This window comes from Curtobacterium sp. SP.BCp (genome assembly GCF_051903255.1).
Taxonomy (GTDB): Bacteria; Actinomycetota; Actinomycetes; order Actinomycetales; family Microbacteriaceae; genus Curtobacterium.
On record NZ_CP194338.1, the window covers coordinates 2,925,594 to 2,947,440 of the forward strand.

General features: G+C 71.6%; 22 protein-coding genes and 1 tRNA gene. 10 read left to right on the plus strand and 13 right to left on the minus strand.

All coding sequences use genetic code 11. From position 1 onward, the window contains the following. Positions 1–83 precede the first annotated feature (83 nt). From ACRQ4C_RS13875 to ACRQ4C_RS13885, 3 genes are read right to left on the minus strand one after another with little or no spacing between them, the layout of a single operon-like run. Positions 84–1,457 carry an ABC transporter substrate-binding protein gene (locus ACRQ4C_RS13875; RefSeq protein WP_439689062.1) on the minus strand — a complete coding sequence of 458 codons (1,374 nt, stop codon included), beginning with the start codon at positions 1,455–1,457 and terminating at the stop codon, positions 84–86. Positions 1,458–1,467: 10 nt separating this feature from the next. Then, a complete protein-coding gene (locus ACRQ4C_RS13880; protein ID WP_439689063.1) occupies positions 1,468–2,424 on the minus strand; it encodes a carbohydrate ABC transporter permease in 957 nt (318 codons plus the stop codon). 39 nt (positions 2,425–2,463) lie between these two features. Continuing rightward, complete coding sequence (locus ACRQ4C_RS13885) at positions 2,464–3,438, minus strand: carbohydrate ABC transporter permease (RefSeq protein WP_439689064.1); 975 nt, start codon at positions 3,436–3,438, stop codon at positions 2,464–2,466. 204 nt (positions 3,439–3,642) lie between these two features. Here ACRQ4C_RS13885 and ACRQ4C_RS13890 point away from each other — a divergent pair, with 204 nt between their 5' ends. After that, the gene (locus ACRQ4C_RS13890) at positions 3,643–4,899 is read left to right on the plus strand and encodes a Gfo/Idh/MocA family protein (RefSeq protein ID WP_439689065.1); all 1,257 of its coding nucleotides are present in this window, start codon (positions 3,643–3,645) and stop codon (positions 4,897–4,899) included. A gap of 115 nt (positions 4,900–5,014) precedes the next feature. Continuing rightward, positions 5,015–6,025, plus strand: coding sequence for a LacI family DNA-binding transcriptional regulator (locus ACRQ4C_RS13895; RefSeq protein WP_439689066.1), 1,011 nt, complete (start codon positions 5,015–5,017; stop codon positions 6,023–6,025). A 228-nt stretch (positions 6,026–6,253) separates the two neighbouring features. On the opposite strand, the gene ACRQ4C_RS13900 is transcribed toward ACRQ4C_RS13895, so the two are convergent. Beyond that, positions 6,254–6,814, minus strand: coding sequence for a GrpB family protein (locus tag ACRQ4C_RS13900; protein ID WP_439689067.1), 561 nt, complete (start codon positions 6,812–6,814; stop codon positions 6,254–6,256). Positions 6,815–6,928: 114 nt separating this feature from the next. Here ACRQ4C_RS13900 and ACRQ4C_RS13905 point away from each other — a divergent pair, with 114 nt between their 5' ends. Continuing rightward, positions 6,929–8,347, plus strand: a complete 1,419-nt coding sequence (locus ACRQ4C_RS13905; protein WP_439689068.1) for a PepSY-associated TM helix domain-containing protein — start codon at positions 6,929–6,931, stop codon at positions 8,345–8,347. A gap of 18 nt (positions 8,348–8,365) precedes the next feature. Continuing rightward, positions 8,366–9,073 (plus strand): 5'-methylthioadenosine/S-adenosylhomocysteine nucleosidase, encoded by a 708-nt coding sequence (mtnN, locus tag ACRQ4C_RS13910; RefSeq protein WP_290134090.1) that lies wholly within the window; start codon positions 8,366–8,368, stop codon positions 9,071–9,073. 85 nt (positions 9,074–9,158) lie between these two features. Here the strand turns inward: mtnN and hxlA are convergent, their stop codons facing one another. Together hxlA and hxlB are read right to left on the minus strand one after the other, a co-directional pair. Then, complete coding sequence (gene hxlA, locus ACRQ4C_RS13915; RefSeq protein ID WP_439689069.1) at positions 9,159–9,797, minus strand: 3-hexulose-6-phosphate synthase; 639 nt, start codon at positions 9,795–9,797, stop codon at positions 9,159–9,161. A 23-nt stretch (positions 9,798–9,820) separates the two neighbouring features. Then, positions 9,821–10,393 (minus strand): 6-phospho-3-hexuloisomerase, encoded by a 573-nt coding sequence (gene hxlB, locus ACRQ4C_RS13920; RefSeq protein ID WP_439689070.1) that lies wholly within the window; start codon positions 10,391–10,393, stop codon positions 9,821–9,823. A gap of 121 nt (positions 10,394–10,514) precedes the next feature. Here hxlB and ACRQ4C_RS13925 point away from each other — a divergent pair, with 121 nt between their 5' ends. Together ACRQ4C_RS13925 and ACRQ4C_RS13930 are read left to right on the plus strand one after the other, a co-directional pair. After that, on the plus strand, positions 10,515–11,330 hold the full coding sequence (locus ACRQ4C_RS13925) for a LuxR C-terminal-related transcriptional regulator (RefSeq protein WP_290134086.1): 816 nt from the start codon (positions 10,515–10,517) through the stop codon (positions 11,328–11,330). A 153-nt stretch (positions 11,331–11,483) separates the two neighbouring features. Next, positions 11,484–11,681: a hypothetical protein gene (locus ACRQ4C_RS13930; RefSeq protein ID WP_439689071.1), complete on the plus strand. Its 198-nt coding sequence runs from the start codon at positions 11,484–11,486 to the stop codon at positions 11,679–11,681. Positions 11,682–11,707: 26 nt separating this feature from the next. Here the strand turns inward: ACRQ4C_RS13930 and ACRQ4C_RS13935 are convergent. The 3 genes from ACRQ4C_RS13935 to serS form a co-directional block, all read right to left on the minus strand. Further along, positions 11,708–11,795, minus strand: a tRNA-Ser gene (locus ACRQ4C_RS13935). A gap of 85 nt (positions 11,796–11,880) precedes the next feature. Beyond that, positions 11,881–12,783 carry an HAD family hydrolase gene (locus ACRQ4C_RS13940; RefSeq protein WP_439689072.1) on the minus strand — a complete coding sequence of 301 codons (903 nt, stop codon included), beginning with the start codon at positions 12,781–12,783 and terminating at the stop codon, positions 11,881–11,883. Then, the gene (gene serS, locus ACRQ4C_RS13945; protein ID WP_439689073.1) at positions 12,780–14,045 is read right to left on the minus strand and encodes a serine--tRNA ligase; all 1,266 of its coding nucleotides are present in this window, start codon (positions 14,043–14,045) and stop codon (positions 12,780–12,782) included. The genes ACRQ4C_RS13940 and serS overlap by 4 nt, the downstream gene beginning before the upstream one ends. A gap of 128 nt (positions 14,046–14,173) precedes the next feature. Here serS and ACRQ4C_RS13950 point away from each other — a divergent pair, with 128 nt between their 5' ends. Beyond that, positions 14,174–15,238, plus strand: a complete 1,065-nt coding sequence (locus tag ACRQ4C_RS13950; RefSeq protein ID WP_290134081.1) for a diacylglycerol/lipid kinase family protein — start codon at positions 14,174–14,176, stop codon at positions 15,236–15,238. A 195-nt stretch (positions 15,239–15,433) separates the two neighbouring features. Here ACRQ4C_RS13950 and pheA read toward each other — a convergent pair whose 3' ends face one another. The 4 genes from pheA to ACRQ4C_RS13970 are packed head-to-tail and all read right to left on the minus strand — an operon-like array spanning position 15,434 to position 18,892. Next, the gene (gene pheA, locus ACRQ4C_RS13955; RefSeq protein WP_290134080.1) at positions 15,434–16,390 is read right to left on the minus strand and encodes a prephenate dehydratase; all 957 of its coding nucleotides are present in this window, start codon (positions 16,388–16,390) and stop codon (positions 15,434–15,436) included. A 31-nt stretch (positions 16,391–16,421) separates the two neighbouring features. Continuing rightward, a complete protein-coding gene (locus ACRQ4C_RS13960; protein WP_439689074.1) occupies positions 16,422–16,982 on the minus strand; it encodes a MarR family winged helix-turn-helix transcriptional regulator in 561 nt (186 codons plus the stop codon). Between the two features lie 9 nt (positions 16,983–16,991). Next, positions 16,992–17,447, minus strand: a complete 456-nt coding sequence (locus ACRQ4C_RS13965) for a hypothetical protein (RefSeq protein WP_439689075.1) — start codon at positions 17,445–17,447, stop codon at positions 16,992–16,994. Continuing rightward, positions 17,444–18,892, minus strand: a complete 1,449-nt coding sequence (locus ACRQ4C_RS13970; RefSeq protein ID WP_439689076.1) for a molybdopterin-dependent oxidoreductase — start codon at positions 18,890–18,892, stop codon at positions 17,444–17,446. The genes ACRQ4C_RS13965 and ACRQ4C_RS13970 overlap by 4 nt, the downstream gene beginning before the upstream one ends. A 54-nt stretch (positions 18,893–18,946) precedes the next feature. On the opposite strand from ACRQ4C_RS13970, the gene ACRQ4C_RS13975 reads away from it, so the two are divergent. The 3 genes from ACRQ4C_RS13975 to ACRQ4C_RS13985 are packed head-to-tail and all read left to right on the plus strand — an operon-like array spanning position 18,947 to position 21,739. Then, positions 18,947–20,419, plus strand: coding sequence for a glycosyltransferase 87 family protein (locus ACRQ4C_RS13975; RefSeq protein ID WP_439689077.1), 1,473 nt, complete (start codon positions 18,947–18,949; stop codon positions 20,417–20,419). A 4-nt stretch (positions 20,420–20,423) separates the two neighbouring features. Next, the gene (gene moaA / locus ACRQ4C_RS13980) at positions 20,424–21,482 is read left to right on the plus strand and encodes a GTP 3',8-cyclase MoaA (RefSeq protein WP_439689078.1); all 1,059 of its coding nucleotides are present in this window, start codon (positions 20,424–20,426) and stop codon (positions 21,480–21,482) included. A gap of 2 nt (positions 21,483–21,484) precedes the next feature. Further along, complete coding sequence (locus ACRQ4C_RS13985; RefSeq protein WP_439689079.1) at positions 21,485–21,739, plus strand: MoaD/ThiS family protein; 255 nt, start codon at positions 21,485–21,487, stop codon at positions 21,737–21,739. The last annotated feature ends 108 nt before the right edge of the window (positions 21,740–21,847 follow it).

Here is a 21,847-nt window from a genome sequence, read left to right on the forward strand (position 1 = left end):
TTTCGTTCGATGGTGGAACATCCGTCAACGCGGTCGTCCACGCACCGCACCGGGCCCGTGGACGACCGCGTGTTCCGGACGACTCAGGTGAGCGCCAGGAGGGTGTTGACCTGCTCGTTGACCGCCGTGAGCGAGGACACCGGCTTGCCGTTGGCGTAGATCCCGTCGAACGCGGGCTGCACCAGCGCCTGCACGTCGGCCGGGTTCCGGGTCACCGGGAAGAGGAACGTCGTACCGTCCTCGACCTGCTCGGTGAACGCGGTGACGTCGAGGCCGCGCTTCGCGTAGGCCGCGACCGCGGCGTCCGTCCCCGATCGGCGGGCCGGGAACACGATGCCCGCCCGGCCGACGATCTCCTGCGCCGCGGCACTGCCGAGGAACGCGACCCACTTCGCCGCCGCCTCGGGGTTCTTCGCCTGCTTCGTGATCGAGTCGCCGAGGCCGTTGAACATCGAGGCGCGGTGCCCGACCGGCCCCTTGGGCGTGGGCGCGACACCGACGTCGATGCCCTGCAGGCCGAGGTAGGTGCCGATCATCCACGAGCCGTTGAACGACAGCGCCACCTTCTTCGAGCCGAGCTGCACGTCCGGACCGGTGGTCGTCGAGAACACGCCGTACTTCGGCATGTAGCCCTTGTCGGCCAGGCCGAAGTACCACGAGATCGTCTTCTGGAACTCCGCGTCGTCGTAGCGGAACTTGTTCCCCCACGGGTTCTCGTTCGTGTAGAACCAGTCGATCGACCCGGTGAACGGCGACCACTGCGTCTGCCCGAACCCGTCGCCGCCGCTGCCGTTCGCGCTCATGCCGTAGACGGCGACGTCGTCCTTGTCGAAGCCGGGTTCGTCCCCGCGGCGCCCCTTGCCGTCGATCGTGAGGTGGGCGACCGCCCGTTCGAAGGAACCGCCGTCGTCGGGGTTCCACGACAGGTTCGCCAGGTCGTCGGCGGTGTAGCCCGCCTTCGCGATGACCTTCTCGTCGTAGAACATCGCGATGGTGTCCCAGTCCTTCGGCGAGCCGTACCGGTGGCCGTCCTTGCCCTTCCAGAGCTGGGCGAGGCCGGACTGGTAGTCGTCGTCACGGATGGAACTCGTCGCCTCGAGCTCGTCGAGCTTGTACAGCACGTCGAGGTCGGCGAACTGCGGGAACTTCGACAGGTGGTCCGTGAAGACGTCGGGCGCGGTACCGGCGATGAACCCGGCGGTGAGCTTCGTCCAGTAGTCGGCCCACCCGAGCTGGGTGATCTTGATGCGGATGTCGGGGTTCTCGCGCTCGAAGGCCTTCGCGACGGCCTGGTACGCGGGGAGTTGGTTCGCGTCCCAGAGCCAGTACGACACCGTGCCGGTCACACCGCTCCTCGGGTTCGGCGTGCTCGGACTCGAGCAGGCCGCCAGCGCTCCGAGGGCCAGGGCCGAGGCGCCGCCGGCGAACAGGGCGCGGCGGGTGATGGGGTTCGTCATGAGCTGGTCCCTACTTGATGCCGGAGAAGCCGATGGAGTTGACGATGCGCTTGGCGAAGAGGCCGAACAGCACGATCATCGGGAGCGCCGCCACGAGGGTCGCGGCCATCAGGCCCGCCCAGTCGGTGCCGGATTGCGGCGACTGCGACTTGAAGACGCCGAGCGCCACGGTGAGCACCCGGGAGCTGTCGGTGTAGGACACCATCAGCGGCCAGAAGTAGTCGTTCCAGGCGGTGATGTACGTCAGCACGGCGAGCGTCGCGATCGGTGCGGAGGCCATCGGCAGGATGAGCCGGAAGAACACCCGGACCTTGCCGGCGCCGTCGATGAGCGCCGCTTCCTCGACCTCGCGCGAGATGCCGAGGAAGAACTGCCGCAGGAAGAACACCGCGAACGGGGTCATCAGCATGGACGGGAGCGCGATGCCGAGCAGGGTGTCCACGAGTCCGAGTGACTTGATGAGGGCGAAGTTCGGCAGGAGGGTGAAGATCGTCGGCACCATGAGCCCGGCGAGGAACACCGCGAACACCTTGTCGCGTCCGGGCCACCGCAGGCGGGCGAAGGCGTAGGCGGCGCCGGCCGAGAAGAACACCTGGCCGACGGTGATGAGCGTCGCCGTGATCACCGAGTTGAGCAGGTACTGCCAGAAGTTGATCGCCGCACCCGAGCCGCCCTGGGCGAGCGCCTCCTTGGTGGACTGCAGGCCGAAGACCCGCTCGAACCCGCCGAGGCTGAACCCGGTCGGCAGCACCGAGGTGGGGTCGGCGGAGATCGCGCCGTTCGACGACAGGGCGGTGCGCAGGATCCAGTAGAACGGGAACAGGGTCACGACGATCACGGCGATCATCGCGATCCAGGCGATCACCCGTCCGACGGAGGGCTTGCGACGCGGCGGACGTGGGCCGCCGCGGGTGGTGATCGCGCGGGTGGCCTGGGGCTCGACCACGGGGGGCAGGGTGCTGGTCATCTCGGACTCGCTTTCCGGGAGGTCTGGTGGGCGGCCGCGTCAGTCCAGGTCGCTCTCGCCGGAGCGCGAGAGGCGGTACTGGATGAACGTGATGACGCTGAGGACGATGAGGAGGGCCACCGAGACGGCGGACGCGTAGCCGAACTGGAACCGGCCGAAGGCGAGGTTGTAGATGTAGTTCTGCACCACGTTCGTGGCGTTCGCCGGCCCGCCCTGGGTCGTGACCGCGACGGTGTCGAACACCTGGAACGAGCCGATGATCGTGATGATGAGGACGAGCGAGAGGATCGGCCGCAGGAGCGGGACGGTGATCCGCCAGAACATCTTCCACTCGCTCGCACCGTCGATGCGGCCCGCTTCGTAGACCTGCTCGGGCAGCGCCTGGAGCCCCGCGAAGATGAGCAGAGCGGTGTACCCGACGTTCCGCCAGACGTTGATGAACGCGATCGTCGGGATGCCCCAGAAGTCGCTCTGCAGGAACGGGATGCGTCCGACGCCGATCGCCGACAGGATCTCGTTGCCGATGCCGAGCTGCGTGTCGAGGATCCACAGCCAGATGAGCGCGGCGACGACGTTCGACACGAGGTACGGCGCGAGGACGATGCCGCGGACGAACGTGGACTTCGTGAGCCGGTGCATCATCACGGCGATGAACAGCGCGAGGATCGTCTGGAAGCCGATGTTGAGGAGCACGTACTCGACGGTCACCGCCATCGAGTTCCAGAAGATCGAGTCCTGCACGAGTCGGACGTAGTTCTGCAGGCCGGTGAACACCGGCGGGGTCAGCAGGTTGTAGGTCGTGAAGCTCAGGTAGATGCCCCGGACCGTCGGCCACGCCAGGAACAGCAGGAAGCCGACCGTGGCGGGCGCGATGAAGACCAGCGCGAGCCAGAGGTCGTTCCGTGGACGGCGGCGTGGGGAGGTGGTGCCGGCACGGGCACGGTCGGCGACGCGACCCTGCCGTCTCGTGCTGGCGGTCGTCAGGGTTGACGACACGGGGCTCTCGGTGACCATCGCGACTCCTTCGTCTGCGGTGGACTGGCTCGAAGCAGCAGTCCGTGGCCGGGAATCTACACGTGGAGACTGTCGTCGACAAGAGGCACTTTCAGCAGTCGTAACAGGGGGTTGTCACGAGTAGACGATCGTGGAATGCTGACGGGGATCGCACCGGCGCGACCTGCCCGGCGATGCATCCACACCACTTCGGAAAGGTCCCCGATGATCTCCATCGCCATGGTCGGAGCCGGCCAGTTCGCGCCCCAGTTCGCCAAGCTGTTCAAGCTCCACCCCGACGTCGACCGGGTGTTCGTGACGGACCTCGTCGAGGACCGCGCGTCCGGCCTCGTCGCGGAGCAGCACCTCGACGGCACCTTCGCGGACTTCGACGCCGCGCTCGCGTCCGACGTCGACGCGGTCGCGATCTTCACGCAGCGCTGGACCCACGGACCGCTGGTCGTGCAGGCCCTCCGCGCCGGCAAGCACGTGTACTCCGCCGTCCCGATGGCGATCTCGGTCGACGAGATCCGCGCGATCATCGACACGGTCCGCGAGACCGGTCTCACCTACATGATGGGCGAGACGAGCTACTACAACCCGGCGACGGTGTTCGCCCGGAAGAAGGTCGCCGAGGGGGCGTTCGGCCGGGTGTTCTACGCCGAGGGCGACTACGTCCACGACATGGACCTCGGGTTCTACGCCGCGTACCAGTTCAGCGGCGGCGAGGACTGGAAGCGCACGGCCAGCTACCCACCCATGCTCTACCCGACGCACTCCGTCGGCGGCGTCCTCGGCGCGATCCCCGGCCATGCGGTCAGCGTCAGTTGCATCGGCGTCAAGGACGACCGCGGCGACGGCGTCTTCGACAAGGACGTCAGCCAGTTCGACAACGACTTCTCGAACGCGACCGCGCTGTTCGAGCTCGACAACGGTGGCGTCGTCCGCATCAACGAGATGCGCCGCGTCGGCTACCCCTCGCACATCCGGGAGTCCCGCTTCCGGTACTTCGGCACCGAGGGCAGCTTCGAGCAGCTCGCGAAGGTCAGCGTCTGGCAGGACAAGCAGGACTCGGTCGACATCAGCGACCAGATCGACACGCAGGCGACGATGTCCCTCGACGACCCCCGCCTCGCCGGCGTCGACCCGTCCCTCCGCGACGCGTTCGTCTCCGGGTACGCCCCGGTGCACGACACCTCGCGTCTGCCGTCCGAGTACGACGGGGTGCCGACCGGCCACGAGGGCAGCCACCAGTTCCTCGCCGACGACTTCGTCCGCGCCGTCGTCGACCGGACCCTGCCCCCGGTGAACGCCTGGACCGCCGCCCGGTTCACGCTGCCCGGCATCATCGCCCACCAGTCCGCGCTGCAGGGTGGCGTCCGCCTCGAGGTGCCCGACTTCGGTGACGCCCCGGAACCGGCCGAAGCAGCAGCGGGGTCGGACAACGCGGCCACGGCCGGCGGCCCGTCGACCGCCGTCTAGGATCGCAGCGACGACAGCGGTCCGGCTGCCGACCCCTCCGGGTCGGCGGCCGGACCCCACCGTTCGGGTGCCGGGCCGCACGGTCCGGCACCCGATCGCCATCCAGGAGGCCCCCGTGAGCACCCCGACCACCCCGCGGGCGGTCACGCGCGCGGACGTCGCTCGGTACGCCGGGGTGAGCACCTCCGTCGTGAGCTACGTCGTGCACGACGGCCCCCGCCCCGTCGCCGCGGAGACCGCCGCCCGGGTCCGCGAGGCCATCCGCGTCCTCGGCTACCGCCCGAACGCGAGCGCCCAGGCCCTCCGCACCGGCTCCTCGAAGATGCTCGGACTGATCGTCCCCGAGCTCGACAACCCGTTCTGGTCGGAGCTCGCCGTCGAGGTGACGCACGCCGCCGCCGCGCGCGGGTACGACGTCCTCCTCGCCAACAGCGACGGCGACAGCACCCAGGAGCGCGAACGCCTCCGCACCCTGTCCGCCCGCCAGGTCGACGGCATCATCGTGACGAGCATCCAGACGCACCCGGACCTCTCCACCGTGACCGACCCCGGCATCCCGATGGTGCTGCTCAACACCTTCTTCGAGGTCCCCCACTACGTCAGCATCGGGGTCGACGCCCTCCGCGGTGCCCTCGACGGCACCCGGCACCTCATCGAGCACGGCTACGGGTCGATCGGCCTCGTGATGGGCCACGCCGGCACGATGGAGCTCCGCGAGCAGGGCTGGATGCGGGCCCTCCGCGACGCCGGGCACCCGGACGGTCCGATCGTCCGCTGCGACTTCACGCGCCGGGGCGGGTACGAAGCCGGACTCCGCATGTTCGGCGACGGCACCGGCCCCCGCGCCGTCTTCGTCAGCTCGGACATGCAGGCGATCGGCGTGATGCGTGCGCTGTTCGAGCTCGGGCTGCGCGTCCCCGAGGACGTCGCGATCGTCTCGTTCGACGGTGCCGCCGAAGCGGACTACACGAACCCCCAGCTCACCACCGTGCGGCAGCCGATCGAGGTGATGGCACGGGAGGCGGTCGACCGCGTCCTCGGCGACGGCGCCGACGAGGGGCACCGTCGACTCGTCCCGCCGCAGCTGGTCCTCGGTGCGAGTTGCGGGTGCGACGTGCGTCGCTGACGCACCCACCCACCGGCCGGGAGGCCCGTGGCGGGCCCGCCACGGGCCTCCCGTCCGGCGCCGGGTCACCTCGGGCCACGCCCCTCTCGCACGGCGACTCCGACGATGCACCTGTCGATCACGCGGTGCTTCGTCGCTCGGTGCACGTGCATCGGATGCACGTGCATGTTCCGACGAAACACCCGTCGATCACGCGGTGTCCCGTCGCAGCCATGACACAGGGTGAGGTCAGCCCGCGGCGCCCCGTCTGGTGATGCCCCGCGTGCTCGCGGCGATCGACGCCCGTTCCTCGTCGGTCAGCCCTGCTGCGCGGAGGACCCGGTCGAGGACGTCGCTCTTCCGGGCGATGTACGCGTCGATGTCCACTGCCTCCCGCCCCGCTCGCCGCTTCACCGCCGCGTACTCGTCCCGGAGCGCATCGTCGGCACGCAGGACGTCCCGCACGCCGAGGTGGTTGCGGAGCGCGAGCGATCCCTCGGCGACGACGTAGGTGTTGCTCGGTGCGAACCGGTCCGGGGTCCGGAAGGCTTCGCGGCCCGCGATGCCGAGGTCGCCGCGGGGCACGAAGCCGATCGTCGCGAGTGCGCCGACGGCGGCGGGCACGTCGTCCTCCGCGACCACGACGTCCACGTCGACGACGGGCTTCGCTGCGAGCCCCGGGACCGATGTGCTGCCGACGTGCTCGATGCGGTGCCGGACACCTGCGCGGTCGAGAGCAGCCGAGTAGGCAGCACGCAGCAGCCCGAACCGGTCGCGCCACTCGTCCCGGTACTCGACCACCTCGATCACCCGTGCCTCCTCGTCGGGGAGACGGTACGCGCACTGCGGCGATCCGGATTCTCTACATCTTGTAGAGTCACATGCCGTGCGGCACGAGGTCGCGCCCGACACCGGAGAGTCCCGATGCCGCACGCCCCCGCACCCACGTCCAGCGCGGGCTGGTTCCCCCAGCTCCTGCTCCGCCTGCACTTCCTCGCCGGGCTGTTCGTCGGCCCGTTCATCCTCGTCGCCGCACTGTCCGGGGCCGTGTACGCCGTGGCGCCCTCGATCGAGCGTGTCGTGTACGCCCACGAGCTCACCGCCCCGGCGACCGCGACGACGATGCCCCTCGCCGACCAGGTGTCCGCTGCCGAGCGGTACGTCGACCGTCACCACCCGGGCGACAGCGTGACGGAGGTCCGCCCGGCCCCGAGCGCCGGCACGACCACGCGCGTGATGTTCACCGAGGAGGGTCTCGCTGCGTCCACCACCCGCGCGGTCTTCGTCGACCCGGGCACCGCCGAGGTCCGCGGCGACCTCCCCGTGTACGGCACGTCCGGCTCCCTCCCCTTCCGCACGTGGGTGAGCACCGTGCACCGCAGCCTGCTGCTCGGCGACGTCGGGCGGCTCTACAGCGAGACCGCCGCGTCGTGGCTCGGCATCGTGTCGCTCGCCGGCGTCGCCCTCTGGGTAATGCGCATCCGACGGGCCCGACGCAAGCGCGAACTCGTCGTCCCCGACAACCGGGCGCGCGGGTACCTGCGGACGTTCTCCTGGCACGCAGCGACGGGCGTGTGGGTCCTGCTCGGCGCGCTCTTCCTCTCGGCGACGGGGATCACGTGGTCGCACTTCGCGGGCGACAACGTCACGGCGATCCGGTCGGCGCTGAGCTGGCAGGCCCCCGCGGTCGACACGACCCTCGGCGCTCCGGCGACGACCGGAGCCGGCACGACCGACGGCCACGGAGAGCACGCCGGCCACCACGGCAGCGATGCCCCGACGGCTGCGGCCCCCGTGGTCACGCCGGACCAGTTCGACACCGTCCTGTCCGCAGCCCGCGCAGCCGACATCGACGCCGCGGAGGTCCGCATCCACGTGCCGACCGCGTCCGACCAGGCGTGGACGGTCGAGGAGAGCAAGCAGACCTGGCCCGTCGCGATGGACGCCGTCGCGGTCGACCCCGCCGACGCGCGGGTCGTGTCCGAGGTGCACTGGTCGGACTACCCGAACATGGCGAAGGCCGCCAAGCTCGGCGTCAACACCCACATGGGCGTCCTGTTCGGCGTCGCGAACCAGATCGTGCTCGTCCTCGCCGCACTCGGCATCGCCGCGATGGTCGTGTTCGGGTACGTGATGTGGTGGCAGCGCCGACCCGCCGGTGCCCGGTTCGGCCGCGCCCCCGCCGCCGGGGCGCTCGCCCGCGCGCCGGGATGGGGCCTGGTCGTGGTCGCACTGGTCGCAGCACTCCTCGGCGTCCTGCTCCCGACGGTCGGCGTCACGCTGCTCCTCTTCCTGCTCGTCGACGCCGTGGTCGTCACCGTGGGGGCTTCTCGCACCCGCTGAGCGTGCGAGACTCGATCAGTGCACCACCCACCGATCGCGGTCGTCATCGCCGCCATGAGCGAGGAGGTCGGCGCCTTCGCCGGTCTCCTCGGCGGCACCCCCATCCTCGACGGCCCCGTCGGCGGTCACGACGAGCACCACCTGCTCGACGTCGGCGGTGCGACCGTCGCGGTCCGCCGGAGCGGCATCGGGTTCACCAACGCCACGGCCGCGGCAGCACACGCCTTCCACGACTTCGGCCCCGGCATCCCCGTGATCAGCGTCGGTACCGCCGGCGGCCTCATGCACGGTGTCGCGATCGGCGACGTCGTCGTGGGCGACCACTACGTGAACCTCAACGCCGACGCGACCGCCTTCGGCTACGCCCTGGGCCAGGTGCCGGGCATGCCCGCCGGGTACGAGCCCGACCAGCGGCTGGTCGACCTCGCGCTCGCCTCGGACGCCGGGTACCCGATGCGCGCCGCGACCATCGGCTCGAGCGAGATCTTCGTGACCGAGGGGCGAGCACGCCTGCTCCGCGAGGCCTTCCCGACGGTCGCGGCGGTCGACATGGAGACGGCGGCGATCGCGCAGTTCGCGCACGTGCACGACATGCCGTTCGTGTCGGTCCGCTGCATCAGCGACCTCTGCGCTCCCGACGGGGACGAGTTCAAGGAGCACCTCGACGACGCGGCTGCGCGCGCCGCGCGCGTGGTGCACGACGTGGTGACCGGTCTCGTCGGCTGACGTCGGGCCCTGGTCTCGACCCCGGAACGGACTGGAGGCCCGACACCAGCTGGTGTCGGGCCTCCAGTCCGTGGGGTGGTGAGGATCAGGCCGCTACGGGCTCCGTGATCGCGTCGCGCAGGGCGGAGGCCGCCGCCGCGACGTCGTCGGCGCTGTAGATCGCGCTGCCCGCGACCGCGACGCGGGCGCCCGACGCCTGCACGGCGGCGATCGTGTCGGTGGTGATGCCACCGGCGACCGAGAAGTCGACGCCGGAGGCCTCGCCGTCGCGCAGGAGCGTCTCGAAGGTGAAGCCCTCCTCGGCCTGCTCGTCGAGCCCGGCGTGCATCTCGACGAACTCGACGCCGAGCGCGGTGACCTCCTTCGCACGGGCCGCCTTGTCCGGCACGCCGATGAGGTCGACGACGATGCCCTTGCCGTGCTGCTTCGCGGCCTTGACGGCACCCGCGATCGTGCTGTCACCGGCGACGCCGAGGACGGTCACGAGGTCGGCACCGGCCTGGAAGGCGATGTCGGCCTCGAGCTCACCGGCGTCCATCGTCTTGAGGTCCGCGAAGACGATCTTGTCCGGGTGCGCCTCCTTCACCGCGGTGATCGCGGAGAGGCCGGCGCTCTTGATGAGCGGGGTGCCGAGCTCGATGACGTCGACGTACGGTGCCGCCTTGCTGGCGAGTTCGAGGGCGTGCTCGGTGGTCAGGGTGTCCATGGCGAACTGGAGCTGCATGTTGGTGTCCTTCCGGTGGTGGGTCATTCGAGGTTGGCGTGGCGGGGCCACAGGTCGTCGGCGGAGTGTCCGCTGCGCTGCCAGAGCGTGTGGAACAGGGCGTCCCCGAGGAGGGCGACGGCCTGCTCGAAGAGGCTTCCGGCGTACTGCGCCGAGGCGGTCCCGGAGCGGTCGGTCTTCGTCGCCGCCGGGACCACGAGCGTGGTGTCGGCGACCTCGGACAGCGGGGAGTCGTCCGTCGTGCTGACGGCGAGCACCCGGGCGCCGACGCCGGCTGCCGTGCGCGCCGCCTGGGCGATGCCGCTCGTGGCGCCGGAGCCGCTCGCGACGAGGAGCACGTCGTCCTCGCGGATCGCCGGGGACGTGACCTCGCCGACGACGTGCACGTCGAGTCCGAGGTGCATGAGGCGCATCGCGGTCATCCGGAGCGCGAGGCCCGAGCGGCCTGCGCCGTGGACGAAGACCCGGTCGGCCTCGGCGAGCAGCGTGAGGGCACGCTCGAACGGGGCGGGATCGGCCGAGCGGAGCGCGGCGAGGGTGTCCTGCAGCTCGCTCCCGATCGCACCGAGGGCGTCCGCGACGGTGGTGGTGGGCATGGGTCCGATGGTGGCCTGGTGGCACGGCGTACGGAGCCGCTCGGGCGCACGGTGCCCCCGTCCGATCGGGTGGGGCAGTCCGTTCGGGTGGGACCGGTAGGTTCGGATCGTGGGATCGGACGTGCACGCTCCAGCCAGCAGGACGGCCGCCGCCGAGCACGCCCGGACCGTCGCCGAGACGGCGGACCGGCACGCCCTGACGCTCGAGTCCGTGCTCGCCGCCCTCCGCTCGAACAGGCTCTCCGACGCTGCTGCCCGCGCCGAGGCCGTCGAGATCGCCTCGGCCGCGCTCGTCGAACTGCGGACCTCGAGCGACCGACAGCGCAGCAGCCTCCTCGAACCCGTGACCGGCGCGTTCTCACGCCTCCGCGCCGACCTCCGCCCGCTCGTTCGCTTCGGCGACCTCGACGTGCAGTTCGTCGAGCCACCCGCCACCGGCCGCGCCCTGCCCGGGGACGTCGCCCACAGCGCCCGCGCGATCGTCCGGACCGCGGTCCTCGCGCTCGTCGACGACGGGGCGGCTCGGCGGGTGCGCATCCAGTGGGACTGCGACGGCCGGAACCTCCTCATGCAGCTCCGCGACGACGGTGCCGGCACGCTCGACGCCCACGACGACGCCGTGCGCCCCATCGCCGAGCGGGTCGTCGCCCTCGACGGCACCCTCGCGGTGGACTCGACGCCTGGTTGGGGTTCGACGCTCGACATCGCGCTGCCCCTCGACCCCTCCCCCACCGCGCTCGACGTGCCGGACGACACCGACCTCACCGCACGGGAGCGCGACGTGCTGCGGCTCGTGGCGACCGGCGTCGGGAACCGTGAGATCGCCGAGGGGCTCGGCATCAGCGTGAACACGGTGAAGTACCACGTGGCGAACCTGCTCCGGAAGCACGGGGCCCGCACCCGCGCGGAACTCGCGGCGTTCAGCGTCCGGGGCTGACCCGGCGGGACGTCGACCCGACGGAGGGTCTTCCCTCGTGCACTTTCCGCATCGGCCCCGTCGTCGGCGACGTTCCGGCGGGCATCGTGGTTCGATCACTTCGGGCACGAGCTGCGTGCGTCCGACCGCGCACCACGACCGAGAGGCCACGACATGCCGTCGAGATCGAGCAGGTCGTTGCGGAGGCGACTCGGCGGGTGGACCTACGTCTTCGTGGGGTGCGCGGTGATCGTCCTGGCCGAGGTGCTCGGTCACGCACTGTCCCTGACCGAGCTCGTGGTCACCGAGGACGACCTGGACGCGTCCCCCGCCCACGCCGACCACCCGTCGGCCCCGGTCCGGTCGCGCTGAGGAGCCGACCGGTCTCGGAGAGCTCGTGGCGGAGGGTGTGGGATTCGAACCCACGAGACATCACTGCCCACCTGTTTTCAAGACAGGCTCCATCGGCCGCTCGGACAACCCTCCAGTGACGCGACCACGTGGCGAGACGTGACCGCGTCCCGGGAAGTCTAGCGGGCCTCCAGCGTGGCCAGCGAGACGAGCGAGAGCGCTACCGCGGCAGCGTGTCGAGCGCCGCCGCGAGCCCGTCGTCCGTGACACCGCCGGTGAGCTCGTTGCCTGCGTCGACCACGTCGTCCGGAGCCTGGCCCATCGCGACCCCGCGGCCGGAGGTGGACGCCCACCGCAGCATGTCGATGTCGTTCCGCCCGTCACCCGCGGCGAACACCCGGGAGCGCGGGATGTCGAGCCACTCGCGGACGCGTTCCATGGCCGTGGCCTTCGTCACACCCTCGGGAGCGATGTCGAGCCACGAGGTCCAGCCGACCGAGTACGAGACCTTGTGCAGCCCCATCCGCTCGACGACCTGCAGGAAGTCCTCGGTGTCGTGCCCCGGTGAGATCACGACGACACGGGTCGCCTCGACGCCGAGCAGCTGGTCGAACGGGACATGCTCGCCCTGCACGGTCATGGTGTCGTCGGGGAAGTTGCCGGACAGCAGGAAGTGACCGTGTTCGTCCTCAACGCCGAACGCCGCGTCGGCGAGCGCGCCGTGGATCGTCTGCAGCACCTCGGTCGGGTCGAACCGCTCGACGTGGGCGTGCTCGTAGGAACCGTCCTCACGTCGGCGGAGGGTGAGGGCACCGTTCGCGACGACGAGGTACTTCGGACGGATGCCGAGGGTGTCGAGCAGCGGGACGGTCATGCTCTCGCTGCGGCCGGTGGACAGCATGACCTCGTGCCCGGCGGCCTCGGCGTCGCGGACGGCGGCGATCACGGTGTCGGTGATGACGCCGTCCTCGCGCATGGTCGTGCCGTCGATGTCCAGCGCGACGAGCCAGCGCTTCGTCCGCGCCGGGGCAGCGCCACCAGCGGCGGCGGCAGTACCGGCGGCGCCGGCAGCCGCGGCTCCGCCGCTGCCGGACCCGTCGACGAACCGCTCGTGGGAGGTCATCGGGGCTCGATCACCTCGACGCCGCCGAGGTACGGCCGGAGCACCTCGGGGACGACGACCGACCCGTCGGCCTGCTGGTGCGTCTCGAGGATCGCGACGATCCACCGCGTGGTGGCGAGCGTGCCGTTGAGGGTCGCGACGGGAGCGGTCTTGCCGGACTCGGTGCGGTACCGGATGTCGAGGCGACGGGCCTGGAACGTCGTGCAGTTCGAGGTCGACGTGAGCTCGCGGAACGTGCCCTGCGTCGGCACCCACGCCTCGATGTCGAACTTGCGCGCGGCACTCGTGCCGAGGTCGCCGCCGGCGACGTCGATCACGCGGTAGTGCAGGCCGAGGTCCTGGAGCATGGACTCCTGGTACCCGACGAGCTTCTCGTGCTCGGCCTCGGCCTGGTCCGGGTGGACGTAGGAGAACATCTCGAGCTTGTTGAACTGGTGCACGCGGAGGATGCCGCGGTTGTCCTTGCCCGCGGACCCGGCCTCGCGGCGGTAGCAGGTCGACCAGCCGGCGTAGCGGTGCGCCTGGCCGTCCTCGAGCGGGAGGATCTCGTCGGCGTGGAACCCGGCGAGCGCGACCTCGCTCGTGCCGGTGAGGTAGAGGTCGTCGGCCTCGAGGCGGTACACCTCCGCGGCGTGCTCCCCGAGGAAGCCGGTGCCGGCCATCGTCTCGGGACGGACGAGCGTCGGGGTGATGAGCGGCTCGAACCCGGCGGCGACGGCACGGTCGAGGCCGAGCGACATGAGGGCGATCTCGAGCCGTGCGCCGAGGCCGCGCAGGAAGTAGAACCGTGAGCCGGACACCTTCACGCCGCGCGGGATGTCGATGATGCCGAGGTGCTCGCCGAGGTCGGCGTGGTCCTTCGGCTCGAAGTCGAACTCGGGCTTCGTGCCGACGGTGCGGAGCGTGACGAAGTCGTCCTCCCCGCCCTTGGGCACGTCCGGCAGCACGACGTTGGGGATCGCGCGGACGACGGTGTTGAAGGCCTCCTCGGCCTCGGTGACGGTGGCCTGCGCCTCCTTCACCTGCGCGGCGAGCGCCTGGGCCTGCTGCACGAGGGCGGCCTTCTCGTCCTTCGGGGCCTTCGCGACGGTCTTGCCGAAGGCGTTCTGCTCGGCGCGGAGGGACTCGAACGAGGTGATCGCGCTCCGCCTCGCCGCGTCCGCGGCGACGGCGTCGTCGACGACGTCGACGGACGCGCCGCGCGCCTCCTGCGAGGCCTTGATGACGTCCGGGTTGTCACGCAACAGCTGGGGGTCGATCACCGCACCATCCTAAGGGGGCCGCACCAGGAGCCGGCCTGGAGGCCCGTGGCGGGCCCGCCCCGCGCCTCCCGGCGGGTTCATGGCCGGTCCGGCATCCCCTCGCAGCATCCGGTCGGTAGCGTGGCAGCATGTCGACCCCTTCGGAGACCGCGCCTGCGGACGCCCTCCAGACCGAGCAGCAGACGGCCGCCGTCGTCTACAACCCGGTCAAGGTGCACCTGCCGACCCTCAAGCACACGATCGAGCAGCTCCAGCGGGACGCGGGCTGGGCCGAGACCCTGTGGTTCGAGACCACGGAGGAGGACCCGGGCGGCGGGATGACCCGCGCCGCGATCGAGGCGGGTGCCGACGTCGTCGCGGCCGCCGGGGGTGACGGCACCGTCCGCGCCGTCGCCGAGGTCGTGCACGGCTCCGACGCGGCCCTCGCCCTCCTGCCGAGCGGGACGGGCAACCTGCTCGCCCGCAACATGAAGCTGCCGCTCGACGACCTGCAGGCGAGCGCGCGGACGATCTTCCACGGGGACGACCGCCCCATCGACTTCGGCACCCTCACGGTGGAGCGTGAGGGCGGCGATCGCGAGAAGTTCGGCTTCCTCGTGATGGCCGGCCTCGGGCTCGACGCACGGATGCTCGCGAACACCCGGCCCGAGCTGAAGAAGCGCGTCGGGTGGCTCGCGTACGTCGACTCCCTCTTCCGCTCGGTGCGGGACGCCGACGCGTTCGAGTTCCGCTACCAGCTCGACGACGAGGGCAACCACTCGGCGCGGGCGCACTCGCTCATCGTCGGGAACTGCGGGCAGCTCCAGGCCGGGGCCATCCTGCTGCCGGACGCCGAGATCGACGACGGCGTGTTCGACATCGCGGTGATGCGACCGCGCGGGTTCTTCGGGTGGGTCCGGATCGGCGCCCGGGTGTTCTGGGAGAACGGGATCCTGCGGACGTTCCGGCGGTCGTCGTTGGCGAACACGGTCGTCGGGCAGAAGCTCGTGACGGCCTCGCGCGAGGAACGCCCCCTGCGGTACCTCCGCGGGCAGGAGTTCACGGCACGGCTCGAGCGTCCGGACGAGTTCGAGGTGGACGGCGACCCGGTCGGGAAGATCGTGGCGTTCCGCTCACGCATCGACCCGCTGGGCCTCCGGGTCCGCGTGCCGGCGCCGGGCGACGACCGCCACGGCTCGCGCCAGGTCCCGTAGGGGACAGGCGCGGCGCTACCGCGCGTCCGGGCGCGACTCCGCCGGCCGTTGCCGTCGGCCGTCCGCGTTGTCGGAGGGCGTCGCACAACCAAAGTAACGCCGAACCGCCGATCCGCGTGGTTCAGCACGCCTTCGGTTGTGCGCCGACGAAGCGCGCCGCAACCGCCGCCACCGCTGCTGCGGCCGGGCCGGGCGCTACCGCGCGTCGGGCTCGCCGGAGACGATCGCCCGCAGCCAGTCGCGCGCCTCGACGAACGCCTCGTCCGAGTACCGCGCCGGCACCTCGGGTCGCTGTCCGTCGGCCCGCGGGTAGGACCCGAGGAACGTCACGCGCGGGCTGAACCGCCGGAGACCGAGCAGCGCGTCCGCCACCCGTTCGTCGCGCACGTGCCCGTCGAGGTCGATGACGAACCGGTAGCGGCCGAGCTCGTCGCCGATCGGCCGCGAGGACAGCAACCCCATGTTGATCCCCCGCGTCGCGAACTGCTCGAGCATGTCGACGAGGGCGCCGGGGTGCTCGCTCGGCAGCTCGACGATGACGCTCGTCTTGTCGGCTCCGGTCGGCTCGGGCAGGGCGAGCGTCCGCGACACGAGCACGAACCGTGTCACGGCCGAGGCGTTGTCACCGATCGAGGACGCCAGCACCGCGAGGTCGTGGTGGTCGGTGATCCCGGGAGGCGCGACGGCGGCGTCCGCGGTGGGGTGCTCGTCGAGCAGGGACACGGCGGCGGCGACGTTCGAGGACGCCGGGATGTGCCCGTGTCCGGGGAGGTGCTGCTCGAGCCACTGGTGCGTCTGGGCGTAGGCGACGGGGTGGGCGTTCACGGTGCGCACGTCGGCGAGGGTCGTGCCGTGCCGTGCGACGAGGACGAAGTCGACCGGGACGAGGTACTCCCCCACGATCCGCACGCCGGGGATCCGGGCGAGGGCGTCCTGCGTGGCGCTGACTCCGCCGTCGACGCTGTTCTCGATCGCGATCACGGCACCGACCGACCGGCCGCTCATGACGTCGTCGAGCGCTTCGCCGACGTTGTTCACGCTCCGCCAGGGCTTGCCGGCGGCGGCCTCGACGAGCTTGAGCGCCGCCTCGGTGAAGGTACCGGCCGGTCCGAGGTAGGAGTACGTGTCGGAGGGCTCGGCGGGCGCGTTCATGCGGTGAGCCTATTGCAGCCCGAGCGCGCGCCTACTGCGGTGGCTGCCCCTGCCCGGTGAGCCGCTGCTCGCAGATCGTCGGGCCGTCGTCCTCGCGCGGGTAGGTCAGCGCGGCGAAGCGACCCTCGGGGTCGAGGCGCCCGAGCAGCGCCAACGTGATCGCGTCGAGTTGTCCCACCTGCTCGTCGGTCAGCGCGTCGATGACGAACGTCCGCGCGGTCCGCACGTGCTGCGGCGCCGCCTCGACGATGGCCGCGTAGCCGTCGTCGGTGAGCCGCACGTCGGTTGCCCGGCGGTCGTCGGTGGAGGGGCAGCGTGCGACGAGCCCGCGCTTCTCGAGCCGCGACACCACATGGGACAGCCGGGGCAGGGACGCGTTCGTCGCCGAGGCCAGCGCGGACATCCGCAGCGTGCGCGACTCCGTCTCGGAGAGCATCGCGATGACCATGTAGTCGAAGTGCGTCAGGTCGGCGTCACGCTGGAGCTGCTGGTCGAGCGCCGCCGGCAGGAGCTCCATGACCGCGACGAGCTTCATCCACGCACGGAGCTGCGCGCGGTCGAGCCACGGGGTGTCGTCGGTCGGCTCGGGCATGGGCCGAGTCTACCGATTGGTTGTCGGTTCAACCAGTGCTCGTGGATGATTCCTCGACATCAGGCCGCCGACGACGAGCACCACGATCACCACGACGAGCAGCACCCCCTCGACGATCGCCAACCGGACGCCGTAGTCGAACGGCAGGATCGTCGGGTTCTTCTGCCCGTGCGCCTTCGCCGCGATCTCGGGCAGCACCACGAGGGCCAGCACGCTCCCGAGCACCACGGCCGACTGGACGACCACGAGCACCCACGCCCGGATCGAGCGCCCGGTCCGGCGGAGCAGGAGGCCGGCACCCACGACGAAGGGTGAGAGCACGGCGTCGTGCAGGACGACAGCGCCGAGCAACCAGGTCGCGAGCCCCCAGATCCGGTTCGGTCGCACGGTCGTCACGAGGACGTACGCACCGAACGCCATCACCAGGACACCGAGCACGACGAGCACGATCCGCGCGGCCTTCATGCGATCACCTCGATCTTCTCGATCCACTTCGTCTGCAGCACCCCGGGCCGGCCCGGAGCGATGATGCGCGCCGGGAACCCGTGGTCGAGGTCGAGCGTCGCACCGTTCAGCTCGAGGGCCACGAGGGTCGTCGGGTCCTCCGCGTACTCGGGCCCCATGTCCATGATCCGGTAGCCGCCGTGCCGCTCGAGGCTCGTCACGCGGACCTTCGACCCCGGCTCCGCCTGGACGGCGAGCAGCAGGTCGCGCATCCGCACCCCGCGCCAGGTCGCCATCTGGCTCCAGCCCTCGACGCAGGAGATCGGCAGTTCGGCCTGCGCCGTCCCGAGCGCGACGAGCTCGGCGCGCGAGAACGTCCGGCTGACGGCCGGTCCGACGACGGTGAGCGCCCAGTCCGCGGCGGTCGCGGTCGCGAGGACCCCCGCCGCCCGCGCCGTCCGGTTGACGGGCAGGTCGTTCGGACCGCGGTGCCGCTGGCGCGCACCGAACACGTTGAACGGCTCGGCGAGCGTGCTCGACTGGCCGGCGGTCAGGGCGACGACGCCGACGGTCGCGGCGGTCACCCCGGCGAAGAACCCGCGTCGGGCGATCCGCTCACGTCGTCCGCTGGTCGCCGCGGTCGACGGCCTGGAGGCACGGCTCGGCTCCGCCCCGGCACTCGCGTCGGGCGCCCCGAGACCCGCGTCGGGCGTCCCGAGACCCGCGCTCGGCGACACATCTCGTGACGCAGGCCCCGAGTCCGGTCGCTCAGCGCGAGACTCGGCCCCGATCGGTGTCGCGGCGGGAGCGCCGTCGACCCAGCGGAGCAGGCGGCCGCTGAGGCCGCGGGGGTAGGACGCGGCCGCCTGCGGGGCCGGGGCGTCCGAGGCGGGGCCGACCCGCGCCTCCCGGTCGGCCGCCGGCGGCAGCAGCTCGCTGCCCACCGTCGTGTCCGGGACGAAACGACCGTGCTCGTCGTACGAATCGCGCGACCGCCAGTACCGCGCGATGACCCGCAGCTTCACCGCGACGTGCACGATGAGCGAGCCGATGATGACGTACGCCAGCGCGTTGTGCACCTGCTTGAACGGGAACGGCCACGGGTACCACTGGTACGTGTTCAGCAGCCCGGTCCCCACCTGCACGATGGCCGCCGCCACGAGCACCGCGATGGAGAGCCGCTCGAGGAGGTGCAGGAACCCCCGCACCGGGGGGACCTGGACCAGGGCGGGCATCACGGTGTTGAGCTTCGCGAGGAGCAGCGGGATGATCGCGATCCCCGCGGTGATGTGCAGGCCCTGCGTGAACTGGTAGAGCTGCACGGGACGGGTGGGGAAGCGCATCCACGGGAACGGCTGCTGGAGGAGGTGGCTGTAGACGCCGGTGCCGAAGCAGACCAGGAACGCGATGCCGAGCAGACGCCCCAGGACCACGGCCGAGCGGGCGTTCCGGTTCGGCGACGCCATCGCGGATCGTGCATCCAGGAGCAGCCGCCGGACCGTCGCTAGCCTCGACGCACCATGAGTGAACGTCTCCGCCCCGGCCGACTCCCGTCCACCGCGCTGGTGTCGACCGTGCTGGCGGTCGTCGGGGTGCTCGCCCTGGCGGGCGTCGTCGCCTACGGCGTCACGCATCTGGGGTTCCTCCGAGCTGGTCATCGTTCCCCATTCGTCGCGTGGACCCTGATCGCTTGGACGGTGTTCGCGGCGTCGGTGCTCGCGCTGCGGTTCGTCCCCTCGCGGTGGACGACCTGGCTCGTCGTCGGCGGCGGCCTGGTGGTCGGGCTCGCCGCGCTCGCGGGTCCGCCGAACACCAGCACCGACTCTGCCCGGTACGCCTGGGACGGCATCGTGCAGCACGCCGGGATCTCACCGTACGCGCACACCCCGCAGTCCGAGGCGCTCGCCGGGCTCCGGCCCGACTGGCTGTTCCCCGACAAGGTCGACGGCACGTGCAAGCCGATCGAACCGCGGTTCCGCGGGCTCGGGGACGGCGCGGACGGGCACTGCGTGGCGATCAACCGTCCGGACGTCGTCACGATCTACCCGCCGATGGCCCAGCTGTGGTTCGCGCTCGTGCGGGCCTTCGTGCCCGCGACCGCGCAGTACATGCCGTTCCAGGTGGCGGGGCTGCTGCTGTCGCTCGGTGTGACCGTCGGGCTCGTCGCGGTGCTCCGGCGCACCGGTCGTCCGGTCTGGTGGGCGGCGCTCTGGGCGTGGTCGCCGCTCGTGGCGTCCGAGGCGGTCACGAACTCGCACGTCGACGCACTCGGCGCCGCCCTGGCGACCGCGGGCGCGGTGCTGGTCGCGTTCGGTCGGCCGATCTGGGGCGGGATCGCGCTCGGGGCGGCGACCGCGTCGAAGCTCATCCCCGCACTCGTCTACCCGCCGCTCCTCGGCAGACGACGGCACTGGTGGGCGATCCCCGTCGGCGTGGCCGTCTTCGCACTGCTGTACGTGCCGTACGTCGTCTCGACCGGGCCGAAGGTGCTCGGGTACCTGCCCGGCTACCTGTCGGAGGAGGGCTACGAGGACGGCTCCCGGTTCGCCCTCGTGTCGCTCGTGTTCCCCGGGGACGCGGGCACGGTCGTCGTCGGGCTGCTCGTGCTGCTCGCCGCGTACGTCGCCTGGCGCCTGGCCGACCCGGCGGCCCCGTGGTCCGGGGAGGTCCTGCTCATCGGCGTGACGTTCCTCGCCGTGACCCCCCGCTACCCCTGGTACGCACTGCTGCTCATCCCGTTCGTGGTGCTGTCCGGCCGGTGGGAGTGGCTGTCGATCGGGCTCGCGATCGCCCTGCGCGGGGTGTGGCCGTCGACCCCCGCCTACCGGTGGTGGCTCGCCGCGGCGGTCCTCGTCGTGGTGGTCGGCACGCTCGCCCGCACCAGCCGCTCCGACTGGGCCCGGTGGCGAGACCGGCTGCTGTTCCGGGACGGCCGGGCAGCGCACGCACCCGCGATGTCGTCAGGTACGCGGTCGGCCGAGGACGTACGCTGACGCCATGGCTCCCGCGACGCTGCTCGGAACGACCGGCGCTCCCTCGGCGGACGCGCTGCTCGACCGCTTCGGCCGCCGCGCCGTCGACCTGCGGGTCTCGCTGACCGAGCGCTGCAACCTCCGCTGCACCTACTGCATGCCGGCGGCCGGGCTGCCGTTCGCCCCGGACGACGCACTGATGACCGCGGCGGAGATCGAGCGGCTCGTCCGGCTCGGCACCGCGCGGTTCGGCGTGCGCAAGGTCCGGTTCACGGGCGGCGAGCCGATGCTCCGCCACGACCTCGTGGACGTGATCGCGCGCTGCGCCGCCCTGCCGGACGCACCGGAGCTGTCGCTGACGACGAACGCGATCGGCCTGGCGCACCGTGCGTCGGCGCTGTACGCCGCAGGCCTCCGGCGGGTGAACGTGTCGCTCGACACCGTCGACCCCGACGTCTTCACCGAGGTCACCCGGCGGCCCTTCCTCGACAAGGTCATCGCCGGATTGTCGGCCGCCCACGATGCCGGACTCGCGATCAAGGTCAACGCGGTGCTGCTCCGCGGCGTCAACGACCACCTCGCGCCGGACCTCATGCGTTGGTGCCTCGAGCGCGGGTACGAGCTCCGCTTCATCGAGCAGATGCCGCTCGACAGCGACCACGCCTGGGAGCGCTCGACCATGATCACCGCGGCCGAGACCCGTGCGATGCTCTCCGCCGCGTTCGGGCTGGTCCCCGACGAGGCCCCGCGCGACGGCGCACCGGCCGAGCGGTTCCGGGTGCTCGCACGCGGAGCGGACGGCGCCCTCGGCGCGGAGCTCGGCACGATCGGCATCATCGCGAGCATCACCGAGTCCTTCTGCGCCGACTGCACCCGCACCCGACTCACCGCCGACGGCCACGTTCGCAGCTGTCTGTTCTCCGACGACGAGACCGACGTGCTCGGTCCGATGCGCTCGGGCGCGACGGACGACGAGGTCGCCGAGCTCTGGCAGCGGGCGATGTGGGCGAAGCCCCGCGACCACGGCGACGACAGCGACGACCTCGTGCACCCGACGCGGGGCATGAGCGCGATCGGGGGCTGACGATGACGACGGTGCGGTTCTTCGCGGCGGCCCGGGCCGCGGTCGGTGCGGACGAGGTCGCGGTCGACGTCGCGTCGATGCCGGTCGCCTCGCTCGACGTGGCGCTGGCAGCGGTCAGGGCGGCGGACCCGCAGCGGTGGTCGGCGCTGGTGGAGCGGTGCTCGTTCCTCGTCGACGGGGTGAGCACGCGGGACCGCTCGACGTCGCTCGTCGGGGTGGAGACCGTCGACGTGATGCCGCCGTTCGCCGGCGGCTGACACGCGGGCGACCCCGAGGCGGTCGCCCGCGCCAGCCGGCGGCCCGGGCGACCCGGCGGCTCGCGCGACCCGGCGGCCCGGGGCGGTCACCCCCGCGCCCCAGCGCCG

Coding starts and splice junctions, on each gene's coding strand:
- ACRQ4C_RS13875 (WP_439689062.1), bottom strand. CDS start 1,457: ATGACGAACCCCATCACCCGCCGCGCCCTGTTCGCCGGCGGCGCCTCG.
- ACRQ4C_RS13880 (WP_439689063.1), bottom strand. CDS start 2,424: ATGACCAGCACCCTGCCCCCCGTGGTCGAGCCCCAGGCCACCCGCGCG.
- ACRQ4C_RS13885 (WP_439689064.1), bottom strand. CDS start 3,438: ATGGTCACCGAGAGCCCCGTGTCGTCAACCCTGACGACCGCCAGCACG.
- ACRQ4C_RS13890 (WP_439689065.1), top strand. CDS start 3,643: ATGATCTCCATCGCCATGGTCGGAGCCGGCCAGTTCGCGCCCCAGTTC.
- ACRQ4C_RS13905 (WP_439689068.1), top strand. CDS start 6,929: ATGCCGCACGCCCCCGCACCCACGTCCAGCGCGGGCTGGTTCCCCCAG.
- hxlA (WP_439689069.1), bottom strand. CDS start 9,797: ATGCAGCTCCAGTTCGCCATGGACACCCTGACCACCGAGCACGCCCTC.
- hxlB (WP_439689070.1), bottom strand. CDS start 10,393: ATGCCCACCACCACCGTCGCGGACGCCCTCGGTGCGATCGGGAGCGAG.
- ACRQ4C_RS13930 (WP_439689071.1), top strand. CDS start 11,484: ATGCCGTCGAGATCGAGCAGGTCGTTGCGGAGGCGACTCGGCGGGTGG.
- ACRQ4C_RS13940 (WP_439689072.1), bottom strand. CDS start 12,783: ATGACCTCCCACGAGCGGTTCGTCGACGGGTCCGGCAGCGGCGGAGCC.
- ACRQ4C_RS13950 (WP_290134081.1), top strand. CDS start 14,174: ATGTCGACCCCTTCGGAGACCGCGCCTGCGGACGCCCTCCAGACCGAG.
- pheA (WP_290134080.1), bottom strand. CDS start 16,390: ATGAACGCGCCCGCCGAGCCCTCCGACACGTACTCCTACCTCGGACCG.
- ACRQ4C_RS13960 (WP_439689074.1), bottom strand. CDS start 16,982: ATGCCCGAGCCGACCGACGACACCCCGTGGCTCGACCGCGCGCAGCTC.
- ACRQ4C_RS13965 (WP_439689075.1), bottom strand. CDS start 17,447: ATGAAGGCCGCGCGGATCGTGCTCGTCGTGCTCGGTGTCCTGGTGATG.
- ACRQ4C_RS13970 (WP_439689076.1), bottom strand. CDS start 18,892: ATGGCGTCGCCGAACCGGAACGCCCGCTCGGCCGTGGTCCTGGGGCGT.
- ACRQ4C_RS13975 (WP_439689077.1), top strand. CDS start 18,947: ATGAGTGAACGTCTCCGCCCCGGCCGACTCCCGTCCACCGCGCTGGTG.
- moaA (WP_439689078.1), top strand. CDS start 20,424: ATGGCTCCCGCGACGCTGCTCGGAACGACCGGCGCTCCCTCGGCGGAC.
- ACRQ4C_RS13985 (WP_439689079.1), top strand. CDS start 21,485: ATGACGACGGTGCGGTTCTTCGCGGCGGCCCGGGCCGCGGTCGGTGCG.